Annotated in this window: 16 protein-coding genes; all 16 read right to left on the bottom strand. The window is 42.8% G+C overall.

The genetic code is table 11. The annotated features are described in order from the left end of the window. Window positions 1–12 precede the first annotated feature (12 nt). Window positions 13–744, bottom strand: coding sequence for a dethiobiotin synthase (gene bioD / locus AC50YO_RS05715; protein ID WP_494844320.1), 732 nt, complete (start codon window positions 742–744; stop codon window positions 13–15). Further along, window positions 741–2,102, bottom strand: a complete 1,362-nt coding sequence (bioA, locus tag AC50YO_RS05710; protein WP_494844318.1) for an adenosylmethionine--8-amino-7-oxononanoate transaminase — start codon at window positions 2,100–2,102, stop codon at window positions 741–743. The genes bioD and bioA overlap by 4 nt, the downstream gene beginning before the upstream one ends. Window positions 2,103–2,404: 302 nt before the next feature. Further along, the gene (locus AC50YO_RS05705) at window positions 2,405–3,865 is read right to left on the bottom strand and encodes an amino acid permease (RefSeq protein WP_494844314.1); all 1,461 of its coding nucleotides are present in this window, start codon (window positions 3,863–3,865) and stop codon (window positions 2,405–2,407) included. Between the two features lie 196 nt (window positions 3,866–4,061). Continuing rightward, window positions 4,062–4,985: a macrolide 2'-phosphotransferase gene (locus AC50YO_RS05700; RefSeq protein WP_494845283.1), complete on the bottom strand. Its 924-nt coding sequence runs from the start codon at window positions 4,983–4,985 to the stop codon at window positions 4,062–4,064. A gap of 379 nt (window positions 4,986–5,364) precedes the next feature. Continuing rightward, window positions 5,365–5,874 (bottom strand): adenylyl-sulfate kinase, encoded by a 510-nt coding sequence (gene cysC, locus AC50YO_RS05695; RefSeq protein WP_494844309.1) that lies wholly within the window; start codon window positions 5,872–5,874, stop codon window positions 5,365–5,367. Between the two features lie 48 nt (window positions 5,875–5,922). Then, a complete protein-coding gene (locus tag AC50YO_RS05690) occupies window positions 5,923–7,674 on the bottom strand; it encodes an FtsX-like permease family protein (RefSeq protein ID WP_494845280.1) in 1,752 nt (583 codons plus the stop codon). 100 nt (window positions 7,675–7,774) lie between these two features. Continuing rightward, window positions 7,775–8,545, bottom strand: a complete 771-nt coding sequence (locus AC50YO_RS05685; RefSeq protein ID WP_494844305.1) for an ABC transporter ATP-binding protein — start codon at window positions 8,543–8,545, stop codon at window positions 7,775–7,777. 93 nt (window positions 8,546–8,638) lie between these two features. Next, a complete protein-coding gene (locus AC50YO_RS05680; RefSeq protein ID WP_494844300.1) occupies window positions 8,639–9,649 on the bottom strand; it encodes a sensor histidine kinase in 1,011 nt (336 codons plus the stop codon). Then, a complete protein-coding gene (locus AC50YO_RS05675; RefSeq protein ID WP_494844295.1) occupies window positions 9,646–10,359 on the bottom strand; it encodes a response regulator in 714 nt (237 codons plus the stop codon). Before AC50YO_RS05675 ends, AC50YO_RS05680 begins: the two co-directional genes overlap by 4 nt. A gap of 307 nt (window positions 10,360–10,666) precedes the next feature. Next, window positions 10,667–11,269: a class I SAM-dependent methyltransferase gene (locus AC50YO_RS05670; RefSeq protein ID WP_494844292.1), complete on the bottom strand. Its 603-nt coding sequence runs from the start codon at window positions 11,267–11,269 to the stop codon at window positions 10,667–10,669. 139 nt (window positions 11,270–11,408) lie between these two features. Further along, window positions 11,409–12,788, bottom strand: a complete 1,380-nt coding sequence (locus tag AC50YO_RS05665; protein WP_494844289.1) for an SMI1/KNR4 family protein — start codon at window positions 12,786–12,788, stop codon at window positions 11,409–11,411. Window positions 12,789–13,618: 830 nt separating this feature from the next. Then, window positions 13,619–14,806: a phosphopentomutase gene (deoB, locus tag AC50YO_RS05660; protein WP_494844286.1), complete on the bottom strand. Its 1,188-nt coding sequence runs from the start codon at window positions 14,804–14,806 to the stop codon at window positions 13,619–13,621. 92 nt (window positions 14,807–14,898) lie between these two features. Further along, the gene (locus AC50YO_RS05655; RefSeq protein ID WP_494844281.1) at window positions 14,899–16,080 is read right to left on the bottom strand and encodes a NupC/NupG family nucleoside CNT transporter; all 1,182 of its coding nucleotides are present in this window, start codon (window positions 16,078–16,080) and stop codon (window positions 14,899–14,901) included. A 2-nt stretch (window positions 16,081–16,082) separates the two neighbouring features. Then, window positions 16,083–17,393 carry a purine/pyrimidine permease gene (locus AC50YO_RS05650; RefSeq protein ID WP_494844277.1) on the bottom strand — a complete coding sequence of 437 codons (1,311 nt, stop codon included), beginning with the start codon at window positions 17,391–17,393 and terminating at the stop codon, window positions 16,083–16,085. A 45-nt stretch (window positions 17,394–17,438) separates the two neighbouring features. Next, the gene (deoD, locus tag AC50YO_RS05645) at window positions 17,439–18,146 is read right to left on the bottom strand and encodes a purine-nucleoside phosphorylase (protein WP_494845278.1); all 708 of its coding nucleotides are present in this window, start codon (window positions 18,144–18,146) and stop codon (window positions 17,439–17,441) included. A 146-nt stretch (window positions 18,147–18,292) separates the two neighbouring features. Beyond that, a complete protein-coding gene (locus AC50YO_RS05640; RefSeq protein ID WP_494844273.1) occupies window positions 18,293–19,729 on the bottom strand; it encodes an AcpB/EbpR/MafR family transcriptional regulator in 1,437 nt (478 codons plus the stop codon). Between the last annotated feature and the right edge of the window lie 121 nt (window positions 19,730–19,850).

Raw genomic sequence — 19,850 nt, 5'->3', positions numbered from 1 at the left:
TAGCCATAGATTCTAAGGCTTAATTCCATTCCTCTGAGCAATTATTGCTTCTCTGATCGTTTCCAATTGAATCCGTTCACGAACTGCATGAATCAGCGATAGTGTGTCAATTTCTTCCCTCAAGCAAGGGAAATGCCCGAGTGATTGGATGCCGCTGTAGCGTTCAATCAACGCTGCATTAGTTGCAACGCTAGGGTCTGCCTCGTCGCCGCTTGCTTGTCCGTCATTCAGAATAAAGCCTATCATTGGAATCCCCTGCTGCCGCAAATAAAATATCGTAAGAAGCGTATGGTTAATCGTGCCAAGACCGCTTCGAGCTACGATCAAAGCAGGAATCTGAAGTTTCGCAATCAAATCTGCAATAAGAGCATCATCCGTTAATGGAACGGCGGAACCCCCAGCCCCTTCGACGAGAAGCGAATCATAACGCTGCATCAAAGCTTCACCAGCAGCAGCCAGCCCCTGCATAGTCAGAGCTGCACCCGCTTGCTTGGCTGCAAGCAGCGGCGTAAGCGGAGCTTCGAAGGTGAAGGTCGCTACCCTATCCGGATGCTCCTGCAATCCTGAATATTGCAGAAGGCGCTCTGCGTCTGTAGCCCCGCTTCCTAATCGCTCACCGGACTGTACGGGCTTCCAAATGCCGACATTCATAGCATTGGCGCGAAGAGCTGCGGCAAGCGCAGCCGTTATAATTGTTTTTCCTACGCCAGTGTCCGTTCCGACAATAAATAACCCGCGCATCATAGAAGAGGCTGTCCTTCCGTAACACTGAGGATAGCTTCAATTAAAATATCTGTCATCGCATCTAATTCGTCCTCTGTGCTGGCAAGCGGCGGCATGAAGACGACAACATTGCCTAGCGGTCTCGTAAGCATGCCAAGCTCCCTTGCCCTCTGGGTCACGCGAACACCCATTCGTTCTGACCAATCATATTCCTCATGCTCCGCCTTGCTTCGTACAAGCTCAATTCCAATCATCAGTCCCTTCTGCCTGATATCACCGACATGCGGGGCATTGTGCAGAACGGCGAGCTTGCGCTCTACGAATGCTGCCTTTGACCGTACTCCTGCAATAATGTTGCGCTCTTCAATAAGCTTCAGGCTGGCTATAGCAACCGCACAGCCGAGAGGATTGCCAGTGAAGGAATGGCCATGGAAGAACGTTTTCTGGTCCTCGTAATCGGCATAAAAGGCATCATAAATCTCATCTGTCGCAAGCGTTGCTGCCACCGGCAAATAGCCGCCTGTAAGGCCTTTCCCGATTACCATCAAATCAGGCGATACCTCTTCGAGGTCACAAGCAAACATTGCGCCTGTTCGGCCAAAGCCAGTGGCCACCTCATCGGCAATAAATAGTACATCATAGCTGCGGCACAGCGCTGCCAACTCACGCAAACAGCCCTCTGGCATAATCATGATGCCGCTAGCCCCTTGTACAATCGGCTCTACGATGAGAGCTGCGATTTCATCCGCGCTAGTTTCAAGTAAATGACGTAATGCTGCTAACACCGCTTCCTTTGCTAGCTCTTCGCCGCCAGCTGAACGATTTGCTTTGGGATATGGAATGCTGTAGGCAGGAAACAGCATGGGGCGAAACACCTCATGGTATAACGGAATTGCCCCGACACTAACTGCTCCTATCGTATCTCCATGATAGGCTTCATTCATCGTGATAAACTTGGTCTTCCTCTCTGCCCCCTTGTTCTTCCAATATTGAAACGCCATTTTGAGCGCAATTTCCACACCTGTTGCCCCAGAATCAGAGTAAAACACTTTATTTAATCCTTTTGGAGAGATCGCTGCCAATCTTTCTGCAAGCTCAATGGCAGGCACATTAGCCATGCCAAGGAGGGTAGAGTGGGCAACACGCCCCAGCTGATCAATGATCGCTTGGTTGAGCTCAGGTATGTTATGCCCATGGACATTGAGCCATACCGAAGAGAAGCCATCATAATAGGCACGCCCGTTCACGTCATATAATTTAATGCCCTCGCCGCGCTCGATGATGAGAGGATCGGAGTTATTGTAGTCTTTCATTTGAGTAAAAGGATGCCATACCTTTTCTTTATTTAGAGCTGACAGTCGTTCATAAGACAGGGTCACAAGCTATTACCACCTTTCAATATCCGCGCTCTATTGTTAACTAATAATAAATAATATTGGTTAACAATAGAATGTAGCTATTCTATCAGACATCATTTTTCCTGTAAAGGACAGGATTCTGCGCCATGACGGTGAGTCGAGCTTTCTACTTATGCATAGCAGACGTTGGCTTGACATGAATTTATGTGAAATACAAAAGGAGAAGGAGTTCCTCTATCGTATGCTTGAATAAAAAATGACCCACAAGAAGGTCTTCTTGTGGATCACAATTCGAATATGATAGAGGCTGTTCTCCAAATTCCTTAATCCTTGAACTGGCAATCTGCAAGCGGAACGATCCGCGTACGATTCTTGATTTTATATCCGACAAATACGAAGATAAACAGCGGCAATCCAATATACGTGGCAATCAATCCGTATACATTGACGTTGCCCTCTTGAAACATGGAATAGCCTTGGCCAATAATGACAATTGCACAAACGACTAGCGCAACGATCGGGCCGAACGGAAACCATCTCGCCCGGTAAGGAAGCTCATCCAAGCTGTGCCCCTGCGCCACGAAGGCTTTACGGAAACGGTAATGGCTAATTGCTATACCTAACCAAGTAATAAAGCCGCACATGCCTGAAGCATTAAGCAGCCACATATAGACGACGCCATCCCCGAACAAAGAAGCGAAGAAAGCCAGCATGCCGATCGCAGCGGTGACAGCTAGAGAAGCAATCGGAATACCGCGCTTATTAAGACGCTTCAGCCAACCCGGCGCCTTGCCCTCCTTAGCAAGCACCCATAACATTCGAGTGGAAGCATAAAGGCCGGAACTGCCGGCGGATAGAACAGAGGTCAGAATAATCGCATTCATTACCGAAGCTGCGAAGGCGAAGCCTGCTCTCTCAAAAACAATCGTAAACGGGCTAACCGCGATATTCGTAATATCTGCATTAAGCAGCATCGGGTCCTGATACGAGATCAACGTTCCAATGACAAAGATGGAGAGAATATAGAACAGCAATATGCGCCAAAAAATTTGCTTGATCGCCTTCGGCACATTTTTCGCGGGATCTTCGCTCTCCCCTGCAGTAATGCCAATCAGCTCCGTTCCTTGAAACGAGAAGCCTGCCGTCATGAATACCCCTAACAGCGCCATGAATCCGCCATGAAACGGTGCATCACCTACCGTCAAATTTCGGAAGCCCGCCTCATTATCCCCGAGAATGCCGACAATCATCAAGATCCCGATGCCTATAAACAAGATGACAGTCGCAACCTTAATAATTGAGAACCAATATTCCGACTCGCCGAATGCCTTGACTGATAAATAATTGATGAACACAATAATGCCGAGGAACAAAGCGCTCCACAGCATTGTGGAGGATTCAGGCAGCCAATATTTCACGATAAGACTCGCAGCCGAAATTTCAGCGGCAATCGTTATCGCCCAATTAAACCAATAATTCCAGCCGAGCGCGAACCCAAGCGCTGGATCGACGAATCTTCCTGCGTACGTACTGAATGAGCCGGACACGGGCATATAGGCTGCCATTTCTCCAAGGCTGGTCATTAGAAAATAAACCATAAGCCCAATCGCCGCATAGGCGAGCAGCGCCCCTCCAGGCCCAGCCGTATGAATCGCGCCGCCGCTTGCCAAGAACAGTCCCGTTCCAATGGAGCCGCCTAACGAAATCATTGTAAGATGGCGAGCCTTCAGCCCGCGCACTAATTGTTGTGTTTCTTGTTTCTTCTGCTTATTCTGGTTGTCCATGCTTTCTTTCCTCTCTAACTCAACAAGATGAAGCCCATTCACGTTCCTTTAAGCGGCTTATGTTTTTACAACCTTCTTATTATACAAGTATCTCCGCTTATTTTATAGTTCCCTGTATTTCCATCGGCTAAGACATAAAAAACAAATGATAATAAAAAATTAAGAAGCCGGCAGCGAATAGGCTTTATCTAGACCATTAATTGACGTTCCAACTCTCCATCATCCCAATTGCCATTTCCCTGTAACTTTCTTGTCCAGTAATCAGCGCAAACTTGGCGACTATGGCTGGGTACGCTGCCCACTGCTCAGCGATATGCTCCTGCATACGAGGCCATGTTCTACCCCCAGCTCCTTCATAGCGTTTTAACAATTCCCGCAGCCCCTCATCTCCAAAAAGAGCATACAGGATGACAAAATCCTTCCCAGGATCGCCAATCTCCGCTTCTGTCCAGTCAATCAGACCCGTTACACGCTGCATGCTATCAACGATGATATGAGGGGGATGGAGGTCACCATGATACAGCACGGAGTGCTCTGGCCAGTAGCTATCGTTAGACAGCCATGCTGTCCATCGTTCATACAGCTTGGCAGGAATGGTGAAGCTTTGTTTAATTTCTTCTATCGTTGCGGCAAAACCCTCTCGAGCTTCCTGAGGAGTCTTGATCCTTACTCCCGCCTGTACAGCCTCTGCATGATTGACATTGTGTAGAGCGGCAAGTGTATGGGCAAGAGACTCGAAGAATACATCCGTCAGCGTAGACTGTTCGAACTGCCAGACATAACCTCCTCCCGCAGGGTCTACAGTCGCAATCGGCTGTCCAGCCAGCAGAGGATAAGCAATAAGCTCGGGCGTAAAGATTCGCCAATCCGGGACGTCGACAGGCAGGCTTTTGCCCACAACTTTCAGCACCTTTTGCTCATTCTTCGCTCTCTCCAATACGTCGGAGCGCCTAGGCTTGCGAAGGATCCAAGATGTTCCTTCCTCATCCGCTGCAAAAGCAACGAGAAAATCCATCCCCGACTCATTAATATCGAGGTACTCGGGATTCAATCTCAGTCCATTTAGCTTAGCTAGACTTAAGAACTCATCTTTTATAGGCTGATTATTATTTTTTGTCATCATACGGCATTCTCCTTTTGGGCTGCAAAATAAAAAAACACAGACATCTGATGTCTGTGCAGCGTAATCAAAAATTAGAATGCCTGAGTGTCCGCAAAAGTACAACCCAATAGGGTATGCAAAGAAGCACTCTCATACGGAGAGCGTCTAATCGAATACGCGGAGATATGTGTAAATAGGCAAACTAATCCCGATTACTCTGCAAAGAACAGAGCACAAATAGCAGTTGCAATTATTTGCATTGCTTCCTCAACCGGGAATAATTTATCACACATAACCCTCCGTTCCTTTAGATTGTTCCATTTTATCATGCTAAGCTTGTTATTTTCAACCAATAATTCCAAACTTCATACAAATGTATGAACATTGCTGCAATGGATCATCCATTCGTTTTTGAAGCAGTAAATTCCATAATCTTAGTCACACATTCCTCTAAAGAAAGCCTATCGGTTTCTACAATTACATCCGGATTAATAGGCGCTTCATACGGCGAATCGATCCCTGTAAAATTTTTGATTTCACCAGCTCTCGCTTTGCGATATAAGCCCTTCGGGTCCCTTTGCTCGCAAACTTCTAATGGGCATTGAACAAATACCTCAATGAAAGAAGCTCCCACGAGAGAACGAACTTTATCACGAGCTGCGCGGTGTGGAGAAATGGAAGCAACGATTACATTAAGATTGGCATCCAGTAGAATCTTGGCAATTTCACCCGTTCTTCTGCCAACCTCAATCCGATCCTCCTCACTGAATTGTAGATCCTGATTAATTCCTTTACGAAGAACATCGCCATCAAGAATATAGCAATTTGCAATTAGCGGCTTCAGCCCATTAGCAATCGACGTCTTTCCTGATCCAGAAAGACCCGTCAGCCATATCAATTGTTTCATTATGTTCATTCTCCTAATGATTATTGCGGTTCCAATCATATACCGAGATTAAGTCTCTTCCAATAAGCTTCTCAAAAAGCGAGAACGAAGAAATAAGAAGTATATGGACCATGCTACTAAAAAGAAAATCAAAATACTAGATGCATAACCTCCAATAGAAGTAGCCACTCGTGTTTGCAGCATTTGCAATGCAAATACAGAATGTAATGCTGCCAGGAAGATCGGGATAAAGAAAAGGATTGCCAGCTGAACCGTAATAATCTGCTTCACCTCACGGATCGTCATGCCAATTTTTCGCAGATTTCGAAACTTCCCTTTTTCCTCCTGAACATCGGTATAAAAGCGGAAGTAAATGAAGCTTCCAGCTGCTATAAAAAACACGATGCTGATAAACGCCCCCACAAAGAGAATTAATTTGTAAGTTAATTGATCCGTCTGATACCAATCCGGTGATGAGCGATATTTAAACGCGTCCCAATCATTCCCAATTTGAATGCTGATTTTTTCAGCTGCTGCGGATGCCTCCGTCCAATTCGGAACTAAATATCCATAATATATCCCTTCGTTTAATACAGAATCCTGTTTCTCGAAATCCGAATCATTCAATACATACAAATTTCTAAATGATCCCTCTGGGAATATGTTTTCTTGGACGGCACCGATAAGCCGAAGTGTATGACTTCCTAAGTATAAAGCTTCATTCTTCTCGATTGATATAAGGGAATTGACTTTCTTCGTCCAGTTGGAGACTTCAATAGCTTCTCCCTGTTCTAAATGCAATCGGTCTCGGTTCAAGAGTTCCGCAAGACGATTATAGCCTTCCGTGGATATTGCTCCGGACTTCTGACTTGAATCGCTGTCGAATACTAGAAACGGTACTGAGACTGTCGTATACGACAGCCCTTCCTCATCTAATCTTGAAGAAATAATAGAAAGATTATGTTCACGCTGAACGTCTGAGGAAAAGGAGGAATAATTGAACGGAATCGGATAACTCTTCGCATATTCCTCGTCTACAGACTGATAAATGGCAAAAAAAGCTGCCATTGTCGTGAATGATACCGTGCAGGTAATCGTAACAACAAACAATAATCGAGCATTATCCTTCATACGATAGACCAAGTCTGACACCCAAAGCAAGTTCGTTTTTCGAAAAAAGAATGTTGGAAGGGCTGCTAATCGCATTAAAGTAAATACACTGAGTTGAGAATAGAATAGGTAGGTTCCTGCTGAAACCAGTATCGCGATTACACCCAAGTCATAAGGGATCGCCATTTCTAATATTACAATAAGATAACCTGAGGCAATCATTAATAATCCTGCTATTGAGAGCCATATTGATGCTTTAGGTGGTTCTTTAGGCTTCCGATTCCCTTTAAGGAGCTCAATGATCTCCTTAGACCTCACTGCAAACGGAGCGAGCTTAGAGATCAAGAGGAATATGATTAGAAAGCAGGTTAATGTAAAAATAATAGCTTTCACTGGCATGTAAAATTCGAGCTCTGGAACTTCCAGAATCATTGAAGCAAACATTAAAAAATATTTAGATAAAAAAAGCCCAGTGATAATTCCCATCACCATTGAGGCAAGTCCAATGATGATATTCTCCAATGAAATCAGTCGATTCAATTGCTTACGTGTAGCACCTAACATTATCAACAAACCAAATTCTCCTGATCGCATCTTCAAAAAAGTTCCCACTGAATAAAGGATAAACAGTAAAGAAAATATGGATATTGCAATTTCTCCTGTAGACAGAACAGAATGAACGGGTCCAGAAGTGAAGCTTTCTCCGATCATAGGATGAAATAGATTCACAGCAAATAGAAAAAAGACCAATATGGAAAAGGTGCTGCTAAGAAAATAGGCCAAGTAGGCTTTATAATTTCGTTGTACGTTTTTAAGTGCGAATTGCCGAAAAGTCACGAGAATCGCCTCCCATAAAAGACAATACTTCCATAATGTTGCCGTAGAAGTCGTCCTGATGTTCCCCACGATAAATCTCGTTATATATAGAGCCATCTCGAATGAAAATAATTCGGTCGCAATAGCTTGCAGCTGTTGGATCATGAGTAACCATTAGCATCGTTGCTCCAATTTGACAATTAATATTGCGCAACAGCTCCATTACATCCCGAGATAACTTGGTGTCCAAATTTCCAGTTGGTTCGTCCGCAAGCAGTAATGCCGGTTCATGTATTATGGCTCTTGCAATGGCAGCACGTTGGGCCTGACCTCCAGATATTTCATAGGTTCGCTTGTCGAGAATGTCAGTAATCCCTAGAATAGGAGCAATGGCGTTTAACCGTCCATTCATTTTGCTTATAGAGACTCCGTCCAGAGCTAAAGGCAGAAAAATATTTTCCTGTACTGTCAACGTAGGCAATAAATTGAAGTCCTGAAACACAAAACCTAGCTCGCGGCGTCGAAACACAGCCAATTGCTCCGTTGGCAACTGATGCGGTTCTTTTCCATTGATGATAACCTCTCCGGTGGTCGGATGATCAATGGTCGAGATGACATTCAACAGAGTTGTCTTGCCACTCCCCGATGGACCCATAACCCCAACAAATTGACCTTTCGGTACGACAAAATCCATATAACTCAAAGCCTGATAAGACACTTTCCCATCATATATTTTGGATACCTTATTGATTTCCAACATATTCATGCGTTAGTTCACTCCTTTCTTTTCTTACTCCAAGGTTATAAGAAAGGAAGGGATGCCGCTATCGTTCTAGCTAACATCAACATTACAGATTCGTCACCTTGTCGTTCCAGAAGAGGATAATGAAAAATCAATCTTGACCTCCGTTCCTACTCCTAAAGCGGATTGGATCGCAACCTTGTGGCCCAGCTCATTACAAATTTTCCGAACGAGATATAAGCCGATGCCTGTGGATTCACCGAATTGGCGTCCATTGGTACCCGTAAAATACAAATCAAATACTCTAGGAAGGTCTTGAGGCGAGATGCCCACGCCATCATCCTTCACGGTCAATGTCATGAACTCCACCTGTCGAATCGCAGATATTCTTATCTGTCGGTTTCCACCATCAGAATAACGAATGGCATTAGTAACCAACTGCGTCAGTATAAACTTCAACCATTTGCGATCTGAAAGTACGACGGCATCCTCGTGTATATCGGCTGAGGGGAATAGGTGATGGTGAATAAAGTGGCTCTTTAAATCGTTAATAACTTCAAACACTAGCAGCTTTATTGATACCGTTTGAATATAGAAGTCCTGTCGAAAAGAAGACATTCTTGACAATGTCAGAATCATATTCAACTGGTACTCCATACGGACAATTTCAACTCGCATTTCCTCTGACCCATCCAAGTCCTCACAATCCTGGACAATCAGATGCAACGCGGAAAGCGGTGTTTTGAGCAAATGGACAAAACGATTCATAAAATCAATCTGCTCCTGTTTTTCCTGTATGGATTTTTCTTTTTCACTCTGCAATAACTGATATTGTCTGGCAAGCCCTCTCTTGAAAGTATGAAGCAGCGGTGTTGTAACGTCCATTTGTAAGAAAACCTTCGCATCTTTCCAATTGGAAAGATTGCTTAGCCATTTATAGCCACTGTGTTCAGTCACATAACGAAATATAAGATAAATAATCAGCATAAAAAGACTTACTAAAAAAAGATAAACAATATTGCCTTCAACCATATTTACATCCAGCCAGCGAAAAGTCGAATATAAAAAAACAAATTGCAGAACATGAAGTACAATATAGGGCGTATTTTCTTTGATAAATAATTTCATTCTTCGGCCACCTCGTTCCAAGATACGTTAAGGCGATAGCCTAACCCCTTGACGGTTTCGATAGCATTGTCTATTCCAAGCTCTGTGAACTTCTTGCGTAACCGAGCTACATTAACATTCAACGTATTCTCATTGATAAATTCTTTTTCGTCCCACATTCGTTCAAATATTTTCTCCCGCTTTACCGTACGTGGATACTTGTTAATAAGAAGGTCAAGAAGATCACCTTCTTTTTTCATAAGCGATATTCTCTGCTGTCCGTAATGTAGTTCTGGACGTTCTGGAAAAAAAGTCACTCCATGAAAAAAAACTTTTCGTTCCGTCTCAGCAGCACCTATTGATAACTCCCCATACGAACGGCGAATTTGACTTTTCACTTTGGCAACGATGACATCATAATAAAAAGGCTTGGTTACAAAGTCATCTCCGCCATATTCAATTGCCATCACCTGATCCAATTCTCCTGTTCGGGCAGAAATAAAAATAATAGGACAAGATGAAATTTTTCGTATTTGTTTGCACCAATAGTATCCATCAAATTTAGGCAGATTCACATCCAGCAACACAAGATGAGGCATGATTTGTTCAAAGGCTTGATCTATGGCATCAAACTGTTGAGTCACAATAGGCTGATAGCCGTATTTATCTAAATGATTCGATAGAAGTTCGGCAATTCGCTGATCATCTTCTACAATGAGAATCCGGTACATAAATCCTCCCTCTACATACTTGAATGATAATGAGCTATACCAATTTCAGGTTAATCACTACTATTATAGAGGAAATTAGGCGGTCTTTGTAAAACATCGGAAGCAAGATAGCAAATAAAAAAACAGGACTCCTCTCACCAAGTGAGGGATCCTGTTTCTATTCAAATGAAGGTTATTTAAACTCCTGCAGGAGACTCTGTTCAAATAGCGGTATGAACCGAATCATTGCTATGAATCTGCCGTAATCATGAGAAAATCATCTTCGCGCAGCTCCGCAAGAACTTTATCATATACCGTTTACCTGTAATTATTTTTGAGCATCAAGAACAAACATGGAAGCATCCTGGCCCATAAATAGTTTGCTTCCATGATAAAAGGTTTTGGATTGAATATTTCTATAGCCTAGTTTAGTCATCCTATCAGCCAGCTCTGCTTGATTAAATCCATTATGAACCATGTCTGAAACTACATTTTCATTGTTATCAAAGTCTACGATTAGTAAATGTCCCCCTTCATTCAAAACATCGAATAATCTTGATAATACGGGTTCCACATCAGGAATATGCAGGAGAACCTGCGTCATAACAATATAGTCCGCCTGTAAATCTGTTAGACCCTCCTTTTCAAAATCAAAGCATAATGTATCTGCATTCTGAATATTGCACTCAGAAATTTTTTGCTGGATTTGATTAATCATATTTGGTGAAGTATCCAGAAAAAGCATAGAATGAAAATCGTTTAACAAGTTCATTCCGACAAGGCCCGTTCCACATCCAAAATCAATAGCATGCTTATTCTTAGCGTCAACTACATATTCACGAATGGCATCGGATGCTACCTTTGCAATGTAGATTCTTTCAGGGGTATCATAACTACTAGCGATCATTTCAAACTTATCCGTATTTCCCATCCGTATCTCTCCTAGCTGTTATTACTTTTTATGATTTCCTAACTTTTCATACGAATACTGTTGTGATCAATCGAACTCCGCCCGAGAGTATAGATTGCGAATAACCGTCTCATTCTCATCGAGCTGCTTCAACTGCATCTCAAACCGCCGCGGCTTCCAACCGTGCAATGACCTTTGAGCGGGCTTGGTCCGTAAAGCCAAGAATTCCGTTTTCCTGAACGATTAACCCTTCCCGTATCCGCCCATCCAGCCAGTCGCTGATCCAGCCGGGAGCATAACCGCCTTGACCGAACTCGCCGCCAAAAGCGATCATTTTCTCATAGACATCCAAATATTGTTGGCGGCTCGTATTCGGATAAGAACTGGTGTAGAGCCAGAACTGCACATCATACATCAGAGTTGATAGCTCATCCGCATGAAACGAAAAGTGTCCCTTCTCATCAACGATTCGGGTACAGACTTTACGAATCTTCTGTTCAAGCTGGTCTACCTCAGGCACATGGCTGCACAGCTTGGCGAGCAAAGGCGAGAATTCGCCTACGGCTACTTTGCGCAGATCCTCCTCTTTATCTTCTTGAGAGGTATCATACTCCTCCTCACTTACCAAGCCGCGTATAAACGTCTCGAAATCTTTCGCCAAAAACGTAATCTCATAATCATCTTCCTGATCCACATGAATCACTTCGGGTTCGCCGTCTCTCCCGCAGTTCCGATAATCCAGCATCACGACATCATGGCCTGCCGAAGGGCAGTCACAAATTACCACGCCAATATCAGGATACCCCCATTCCTCAATCATGAATGGGCTGCCGAGATCGCCGCAGAGTGAATAGCTTTTCTCCCGTCCAATGCCCATGATGCCCGTAACCGCAATATGATCCTCGGCCCATGAGGTCGCGTCCTCCGTCGGGAAACAAGTATGATAAGGAATCCCCCCATTGTGCTGCTTCATCAGACTGATATAAGAAGCAGGAAGCTTGTAGCCGAGCTGTTCTTCTACAGAAGCAATTAGCTCATCCGTAGGCGGGGCGGAAACATATTCTTTAAGTGCATAATCGCTATCGTCCCAAAATTCGGAGAGATCCATTCCTTCAAAAGGAGCTGCAGCCGTCCCCGAATCATTATGCTGCGCTCTGATTGCCCGCCTAACTGCGGCATTTTGTTCTTTGCGTAGCTTGCGCTGGCTAAAGCTCAGTAACATGGCCGTATTCTCGTCGTCAGGATCCAGGTCATGGGCAATACCCAGCACTCTCACTGCTTCTTCATATTGATTCAAATAATAGTAGGAATATCCCACACGAAAATACCACAAAGGGTCATTTTGCCCCTGTTCCTTAATCAACCCAAACTGTTCAAGAGCTTCTTCATAACGTCCCAGATTGTTATACGCTCTTCCCAAACTGCTGACCGCCTCATAATCTCTATCCTCTGAAGGGATCTCCATTAGGGTGTCTACAATACTCTGGTGATCACCATCTTCATGCCACTGCGCCAGTTGCGCGATTAATTCTTTGTTCATGGTCTGCCTCCCCAAGCGTATAATCAAGTTTACTAGAATATAAAGAAATATGGTCTTCCTTATTATACTGGATGGGATGTAGAGATTGAAAACCGGCGGTGTTTGACATAAGGCTCACGGTCCTTTCTGCAGCTAGCTTAAAGGTTTAAAAATACTCCGTGATTGTTAATAAAGTATCGAACCTTATAGTTCTGACTATTTCTTAGCAACCATCCATATCCCTCACAATAGTATTGGATTTCAATTTCTAGCAGGCTTCGGCACAAATCTAGAAATAATAGAGCCCAAAGCCTATTTTGAACAATTTCGAGATTATTTGAATGAAATGATCAAGAAGTATAATAGTAAAGGGGCTTAGACCTCCAACCCACTAGGAGCCCCATCTCTTACGCTACAGATGTTGTAAAGGAGGAGCTTACGCTATTTTAGGAAGCGTTTTTCGTAATAATAGGCATAATCTGAGGGCAAATCGGAGATAACGTCAGCTCTATTCAGTAGTCAGAAACCGACCTGCTCCACTAATGAACATAGCTTCACTGTTGCTCCTTTTTGCCTGTCTAAGCTAAGAAATAGAGCAAAGGTATTCATTAAATTGTACATGACATTCCTTCTCTAGCTTGAGAGCCTGCCTTTTGGACCAGTCCTTTCTTTTTCAGGGCGGCGAATGGTACAGAAGACAGCAATAGTCCAAACAGTAAAAAATGGCGCTGCGGGGATACCCTCCCTAGCAGCGCCATTCCTTAAATTTTCACCAAATTTCTATTCATCGAGCTGTCTCTTCAAGTGAGCAAAGCTACTTTTGGAACAGCCCGTTGCTTTTCGCAAGAAGGTTATTTAAGCTCCTGAAGGAGACTCTGTCCAAATTGCGGCATGGCTACAGCAAAGTTATCTGCAACCGTTGCTCCAATATCCGAAAAGGTCTTGCTTACCGGCAGTTCACTTGGTCCAGTTAAGCTCTTGCTGTATAGGAGTAAAGGAACATATTCACGTGTATGATCTGTACCAGCATGAACCGGATCATTGCCATGATCTGCCGTAATCATGAGAAGATCATCTTCAGTCAGCTCCGCAAGAACTTCATTTAACCGCTCATCAAATTCCTCTAGTGCTTTTCCGTACCCGATCGGATCTCTGCGATGCCCATAGAGTGCATCAAAATCAACAAGATTCAAGAAACTCATTCCCGTAAAATCAGTACGAATCGTCTCCATGAGTTTATCCATGCCGTCCATGTTAGATACGGTGCGCAAGGACCTAGTAACGCCTTCGCCATCATAGATATCTGAGATCTTGCCGATGGCTAGTACATCGAGCCCAGCATCTTTAAGCTCATTCATTACCGTTCTTCCATAAGGCTTCAAGGCATAATCATGACGATTCGATGTTCTCTTGAAATCTCCAGGCTGTCCGAGGAATGGCCTAGCGATCACTCTGCCGAGCATATATTCTTCACGCAGCGTAATCTCTCTTGCAATCTCACAGATTTGATATAGCTCTGCCAAAGGAATAACCTCTTCATGAGCCGCAATTTGAATAACGGAATCAGCCGAAGTATAGACAATGAGTGCCCCCGTGTTCATATGCTCTTGTCCAAGCTCATCCAGAATTTCTGTGCCGCTGGCTGGCTTATTCCCAATTATCTTTCGCCTAGTTCTTTGCTCCAATTCATGGATTAATTCATCGGGAAATCCATCTGGGAATACTTTGAAAGGAACATCAATTCGCAGGCCCATAATCTCCCAGTGACCGGTCATCGTATCCTTCCCATTCGAAGCCTCTTCCATTTTGGTGAAATAAGCTAAAGGCTGCTCTACTCTAGGCACCCCGGGTATTAGATCGATATGGCTTAGCCCTAACTTAGATAAAACAGGAACATTCAGCCCGTTCATTCTTTCCGCAATATGCCGTAATGTATGTGATCCTACATCACCAAACTTTTGCGCATCTGGAGCTTCACCAATGCCAACAGAATCCATAACGATGACGAAAATTCGCTTAAACCGAGGTTTTTGTTTCATGCTCAAGGCTCCTTAATTTAACATGAGCCGTCCCGCAAGCTGCTAAAGCTTTGGGACAGCTCCATTTCAGTTAAGTGGTATTAGTGGTTCTACTAAAAGATGATACCGATAATGATCGCTGATAAAACGCTTACAAGCGTAGCGCCAAACAACAGTTTTAAACCAAATCGAGCAACAATGTTCCCTTGTTTTTCATTCAAGCCCTTCACTGCACCCACGATTGTGCCAATGGATCCAAAGTTAGCAAATGAGATTAGGAAAACGGAGACAATAGCTGCAGTACGACCGCTTAAGCCTTCTTGAATCTTAACAAAGTCAAGCATAGCAACAAATTCATTAGCAACAAGCTTTGTCGCCATAATACTGCCCGCAGTAACCGCTTCATTCCATGGCACACCGATAAGAAAGGCAATTGGTGCAAAGACATACCCTAGAATTCCTTGGAACGAGATACCGAATATACCGCTGAAAACTCCGTTAATTAAAGCAATGATTCCAACAAACCCGACTAACATTACGCCGACTATTATGGCTACTTTAAAGCCATCCATAATATATTCGCCCAGCATTTCAAAAAACGTTTGTTTTTCGCCTTCCTGAACCTCAACGATATCCTCTTCCGCTGTAACCTCATACGGATTAATGATGGAGGCAATAATAAAGCCGCCAAATAGGTTTAATATTAATGCAGCCACTACATACCTAGGCTCCAGCATCGTCATATAAGAGCCAACAATGGACATGGATACTGTCGACATGGCAGATGCACATAATGTGAACAGGCGATGCTTAGGCAATAATCCAATCTGGTTTTTCACAGAAATAAATACTTCGTTTTGCCCTACAATTGCCGCTGCAACTGCATTATAAGATTCCAATTTCCCCATGCCGTTTACTTTACTTAATACCCAGCCAATATATTTGATAATGAACGGCAATATTTTGTAATGCTGCAAAATCCCTATTAATGCTGACATAAACACGATTGGCATCAAAACAAATAGGAAAAAGGTGTGTGCTCCTTCATTTGCAATCCCGCCAAAAACAAAGTTAGTGCCTTCATTCGCATAGCCAAGCAATTTCGAGAAGCCATCAGCAAAGCCTTTAATTAAGAATTCGCCTATGCTCGTCTTTAATATCAGCAAGCCTAATACAACCTGAATAGCAATCATGATAAGAATTGGACGATATTTGATCTTCTTCTTATTGTTACTCGCCAACCATGCAAGCAATAGAACAACAATCAGACCAACAACAGAAATTAAATAATGCATCTTTATCCCTCCAAATTACGGTTCATTTTCTTAGAAGCCTTATATCGTTCTTTCCACATTAATCCTTGCTCCAAAATAATAGCCAACAGGCTTCCGCAAATTAATCCATTATTTAAGATGGCTATCACGATGGGAGATAAATTTATCGTGGATGATGGAGGGACAAACATCAGGCCCACACCAACTAAAAGGGAAACCCCACTGACGATATAAGTTCGCTCTTCATGAATAACCTTCTTCAATTCCCTCAGGGATAATCCCACCATCTTTACAAAAATGACGAAGGTAACGGCATAGCCTATAGGAGCTGGAATACCTGATATTACGTTCATCATTGGTGGAAACAAGGAAATTGAGATCACTAAGCTGCATCCAATTATGAACGATAGGCGTTCCCTCATCCCTGTCTGTTCCACATATCCCGCCGCTCCTGATATAGGCACTGAGCCGATCGCCCCTAAACTGCCACTAATAACATGCGTAAGCCCAGAAATAAATCCAGCACGCAAATAACGGCGATTATCCGTTTGCTTAGGTTTCATAACGGTCTCCATCAACCGAATGGATGCAAGCGCATTCGTTATTAATAACAATGTTAGTAAAAAAGCAGTAGTGATCGTCCCGCCGTCAAAGCTTGGCGTTCCAAAAGGGAATAGTTCCGGCAGCTTAAATAAAGTATTCGCTTGTGAAATCACTGGCATACTGCCGAAAATAAAAAATAATAAATAACCGATCCCTATACTAATAATGACTGAAAATTGGCGCAGCAAAACAAAGCGACTGTTCCCTAACCAAAAGGTCATGCAGATCACAATCACGCTAAGCAAGAACACTTTAACATCTAACAAAGTGTGGCTTGAGGTGATCCCCATCATCCCTTTCATAAAGGTACCGCTTAATTGAAAGATCAATAAGAGCAAATAGATAAAGGTGATCGTTGGTGTAAATAAACGGGCGATTTTATCCATTAGCTTAAATGCTGAAATAAGGATAAATAAAACGCCGCTAATGATCATTCCTCCACTTAAAGCTTGCAGGGCAGCACTGTTAGAAGAATACAACACGCCCACTAAACTCGCATAGATGGTGAATATGCTCCACCATAACCCTGCCGGACCTTCATGAATAGGGAATTTATGACCAATCAGGCCTTGTAACAATCCAGCTATCCCTAACGCAATCATTGTGCTCTGGATGAGTCCAGAAGTCTCAATGGGTGTTAAGTTATATAAATCTGCGATAGCAATTGGTGTAGCAATTGCACCTGCGATCATAAAAATCATCCACTGCAATCCGGACAGTATTACCTTCATTTCTTTTCCACTCTTCTTTCTTACACCAGTACTCTTAACAATAAATTAGCCTTCAATGACTGTGTTAAGAGCTACTTCGACCATTTCATAAAAAGATTGTTCACTTTCTTGATGAGTTAAATGTTCATCTCTTAACAATTGACTGCCGACGGTTAAGATTGTTAATGCTTTCACGCCATATTTAGCGGCTAACGTATATAAAGCTGTGCTTTCCATCTCTACTGCTAATACACCAAAATCCATAAACTTGTGAAGTCGATCTAACGTCTCGCGGTAGAACTCATCAGAATTATAAATATTGCCAACAAAGACCTGCGCATTCCCGTCTTGCGCTAGTTGATACGCTTTCATTAACAACGAAAAATCTGCTGTAGGTGCATAATTACAGCCATGGAAGATCTTCTCCGTCATGTTGCTATCTGAAGACACGGCTTGGGCTAAAATAATATCGCGAATATTAATTTCTTCTTGCATTGCGCCGCATGTACCGATACGAATCAATTTTTTAACTTCGTAATCAACGATCAATTCCCTGGCATAAATACTCATAGATGGATTCCCCATACCAGACCCCTGAACCGACACTGGCATGCCCTTGTATAATCCCGTATATCCGTACATGCCTCTTACTTCGTTATAACAAATGGCGTTATCTAAAAAGTGTTCTGCTACAAATTTTGCACGTAAAGGATCTCCTGGTAGCAAAACACGATCCGCTATCTCTCCTTTTTTTGCGCCTAAATGCCTACTCATATTTCTTCCTCCAACCTTTCTTGTTAAACGCAGGCCAACCGAAATCGCTAGCACTATCAGTCCCGAAACTATCTTGAGCATAAGGTTTTTTATCCTAGCAAACTAGACCAAAATCTTACGTAGGGAACGGAAAATAATTGGTCAAATTATAAAAGCAGTTCTTTACGGATGTTTTCCAGGTCTCTTTTGGATGGGATCGTAGAGATAATGACAACAGGTACGGTCTTTAATGCAACCGGGATATTGCTTATGACAAAATCAATTTGATGCTGCTGTATGATTTCATCGGTCAGCCCTTTCATTATGGATGTATTGAGAATCAATTGATCGCCAATTTCCTTCTTTATCAGGTCTGCTATATAATGGCGGATTGAAAATTCTTCCCCAATTACTAAGAAAGCCCGCTTCCTTTTATAACGTAAGCTTGAACGAACCATTAAGGTTAGCTTTGTTAAATGGAAATCATTATACAAGACAGAAGGGTAAGCTTTGCTCCAAGTTTGCATGCAGGCTTGCAATTGTTGATAAATCTGCTGGCATTCTTGTTGAACATATGCCGTTAAATTACTTTTTGAAATCATCATCCATTCAGGGATGGCATTATCGATTAATAATTTATCGAAGAACCCGTATATCTCCAATATAAGTCGTTCTTCCGTATCCAAGTTAGGGTATTCCTGTGCCAATAAGGTTAGCAGCAGATTACCCATTTGATATTCTTCTTTATCTTTGTGTAATTCGACTTCTTTAATCGGTGTTATTTCTGAGCCTTCATAATAATGATATTGGCTGAGACTAACCAGGGACTGTATAAAGAATAGTTCACTTTCGGGAAATGCAATGGACAGCTTTTCTTCAAGGCTTTCCACAAGAGCCTTCACTGGCAAATAAAACATCCCCTTATCCCAGGGGTAGCTATTCTCGTCGATTTTCACATATTCCCCTTTGGCAGCTCTTTCTATAACAATGGCCAACAAAAAGGATAATTTCCTCTTGGAATTGATAAAATAAACGATGTTCTTCTCATTCTCTATCGTTGTAATTAATTGATTAATATAAGCAAAGTCGACATTCTCAAAAGGCCATCCTGTCAGCTCATACGCATCACCATATAATTTCCAATAAAAATAACGAATATTCATTTCATTTCCTTTGATCATAGGGGTAGAATGCGTGATGCGCAGCTTGTACGCTTGGAGATCATTATTATTTAATTGCACAATCAGCTTCTTCAAAGATGAGGTACTCATAAACATGGCCCCAGCCAGCTCCTCCACAGACAGCCGGTCAACATTCATAAACAAGATATTCATCAGCCGATAAAAGATCGTTTGTCGGAACATAGAAGAAATCACTTCACTGATCGTCTCACTTCTCCCATCACGTCGAAGCACGATTCCCTTTCCTCTAGAGACTTCAATAGTTACATTAGATGGTAATTGCTTGCTGATTTCCTCCACCATCTTGCGTATTGTTTTATCTGAAATGCCTAAGCTCTTTTCAACCTCGGCTAAGGTAAACCATCTTTGTTCCGAATCAAGCAGCGTCATCAACTGGCTGGCTAAATTAAATCCTTTATCCATGTTTACACCCTATTTCAATTTAATTGTAATGTTTGTAGTATTGAGAACCTTCAATAAACAACAACGATTGCTAAGAACTTTAACAGAATTATTCAAGAAGTCAAAACTTAAGTTTTTTATG

The organism is Paenibacillus sp. J22P59, assembly GCF_059383895.1.
This window is presented reverse-complemented; position numbering and strand designations above follow the sequence as displayed.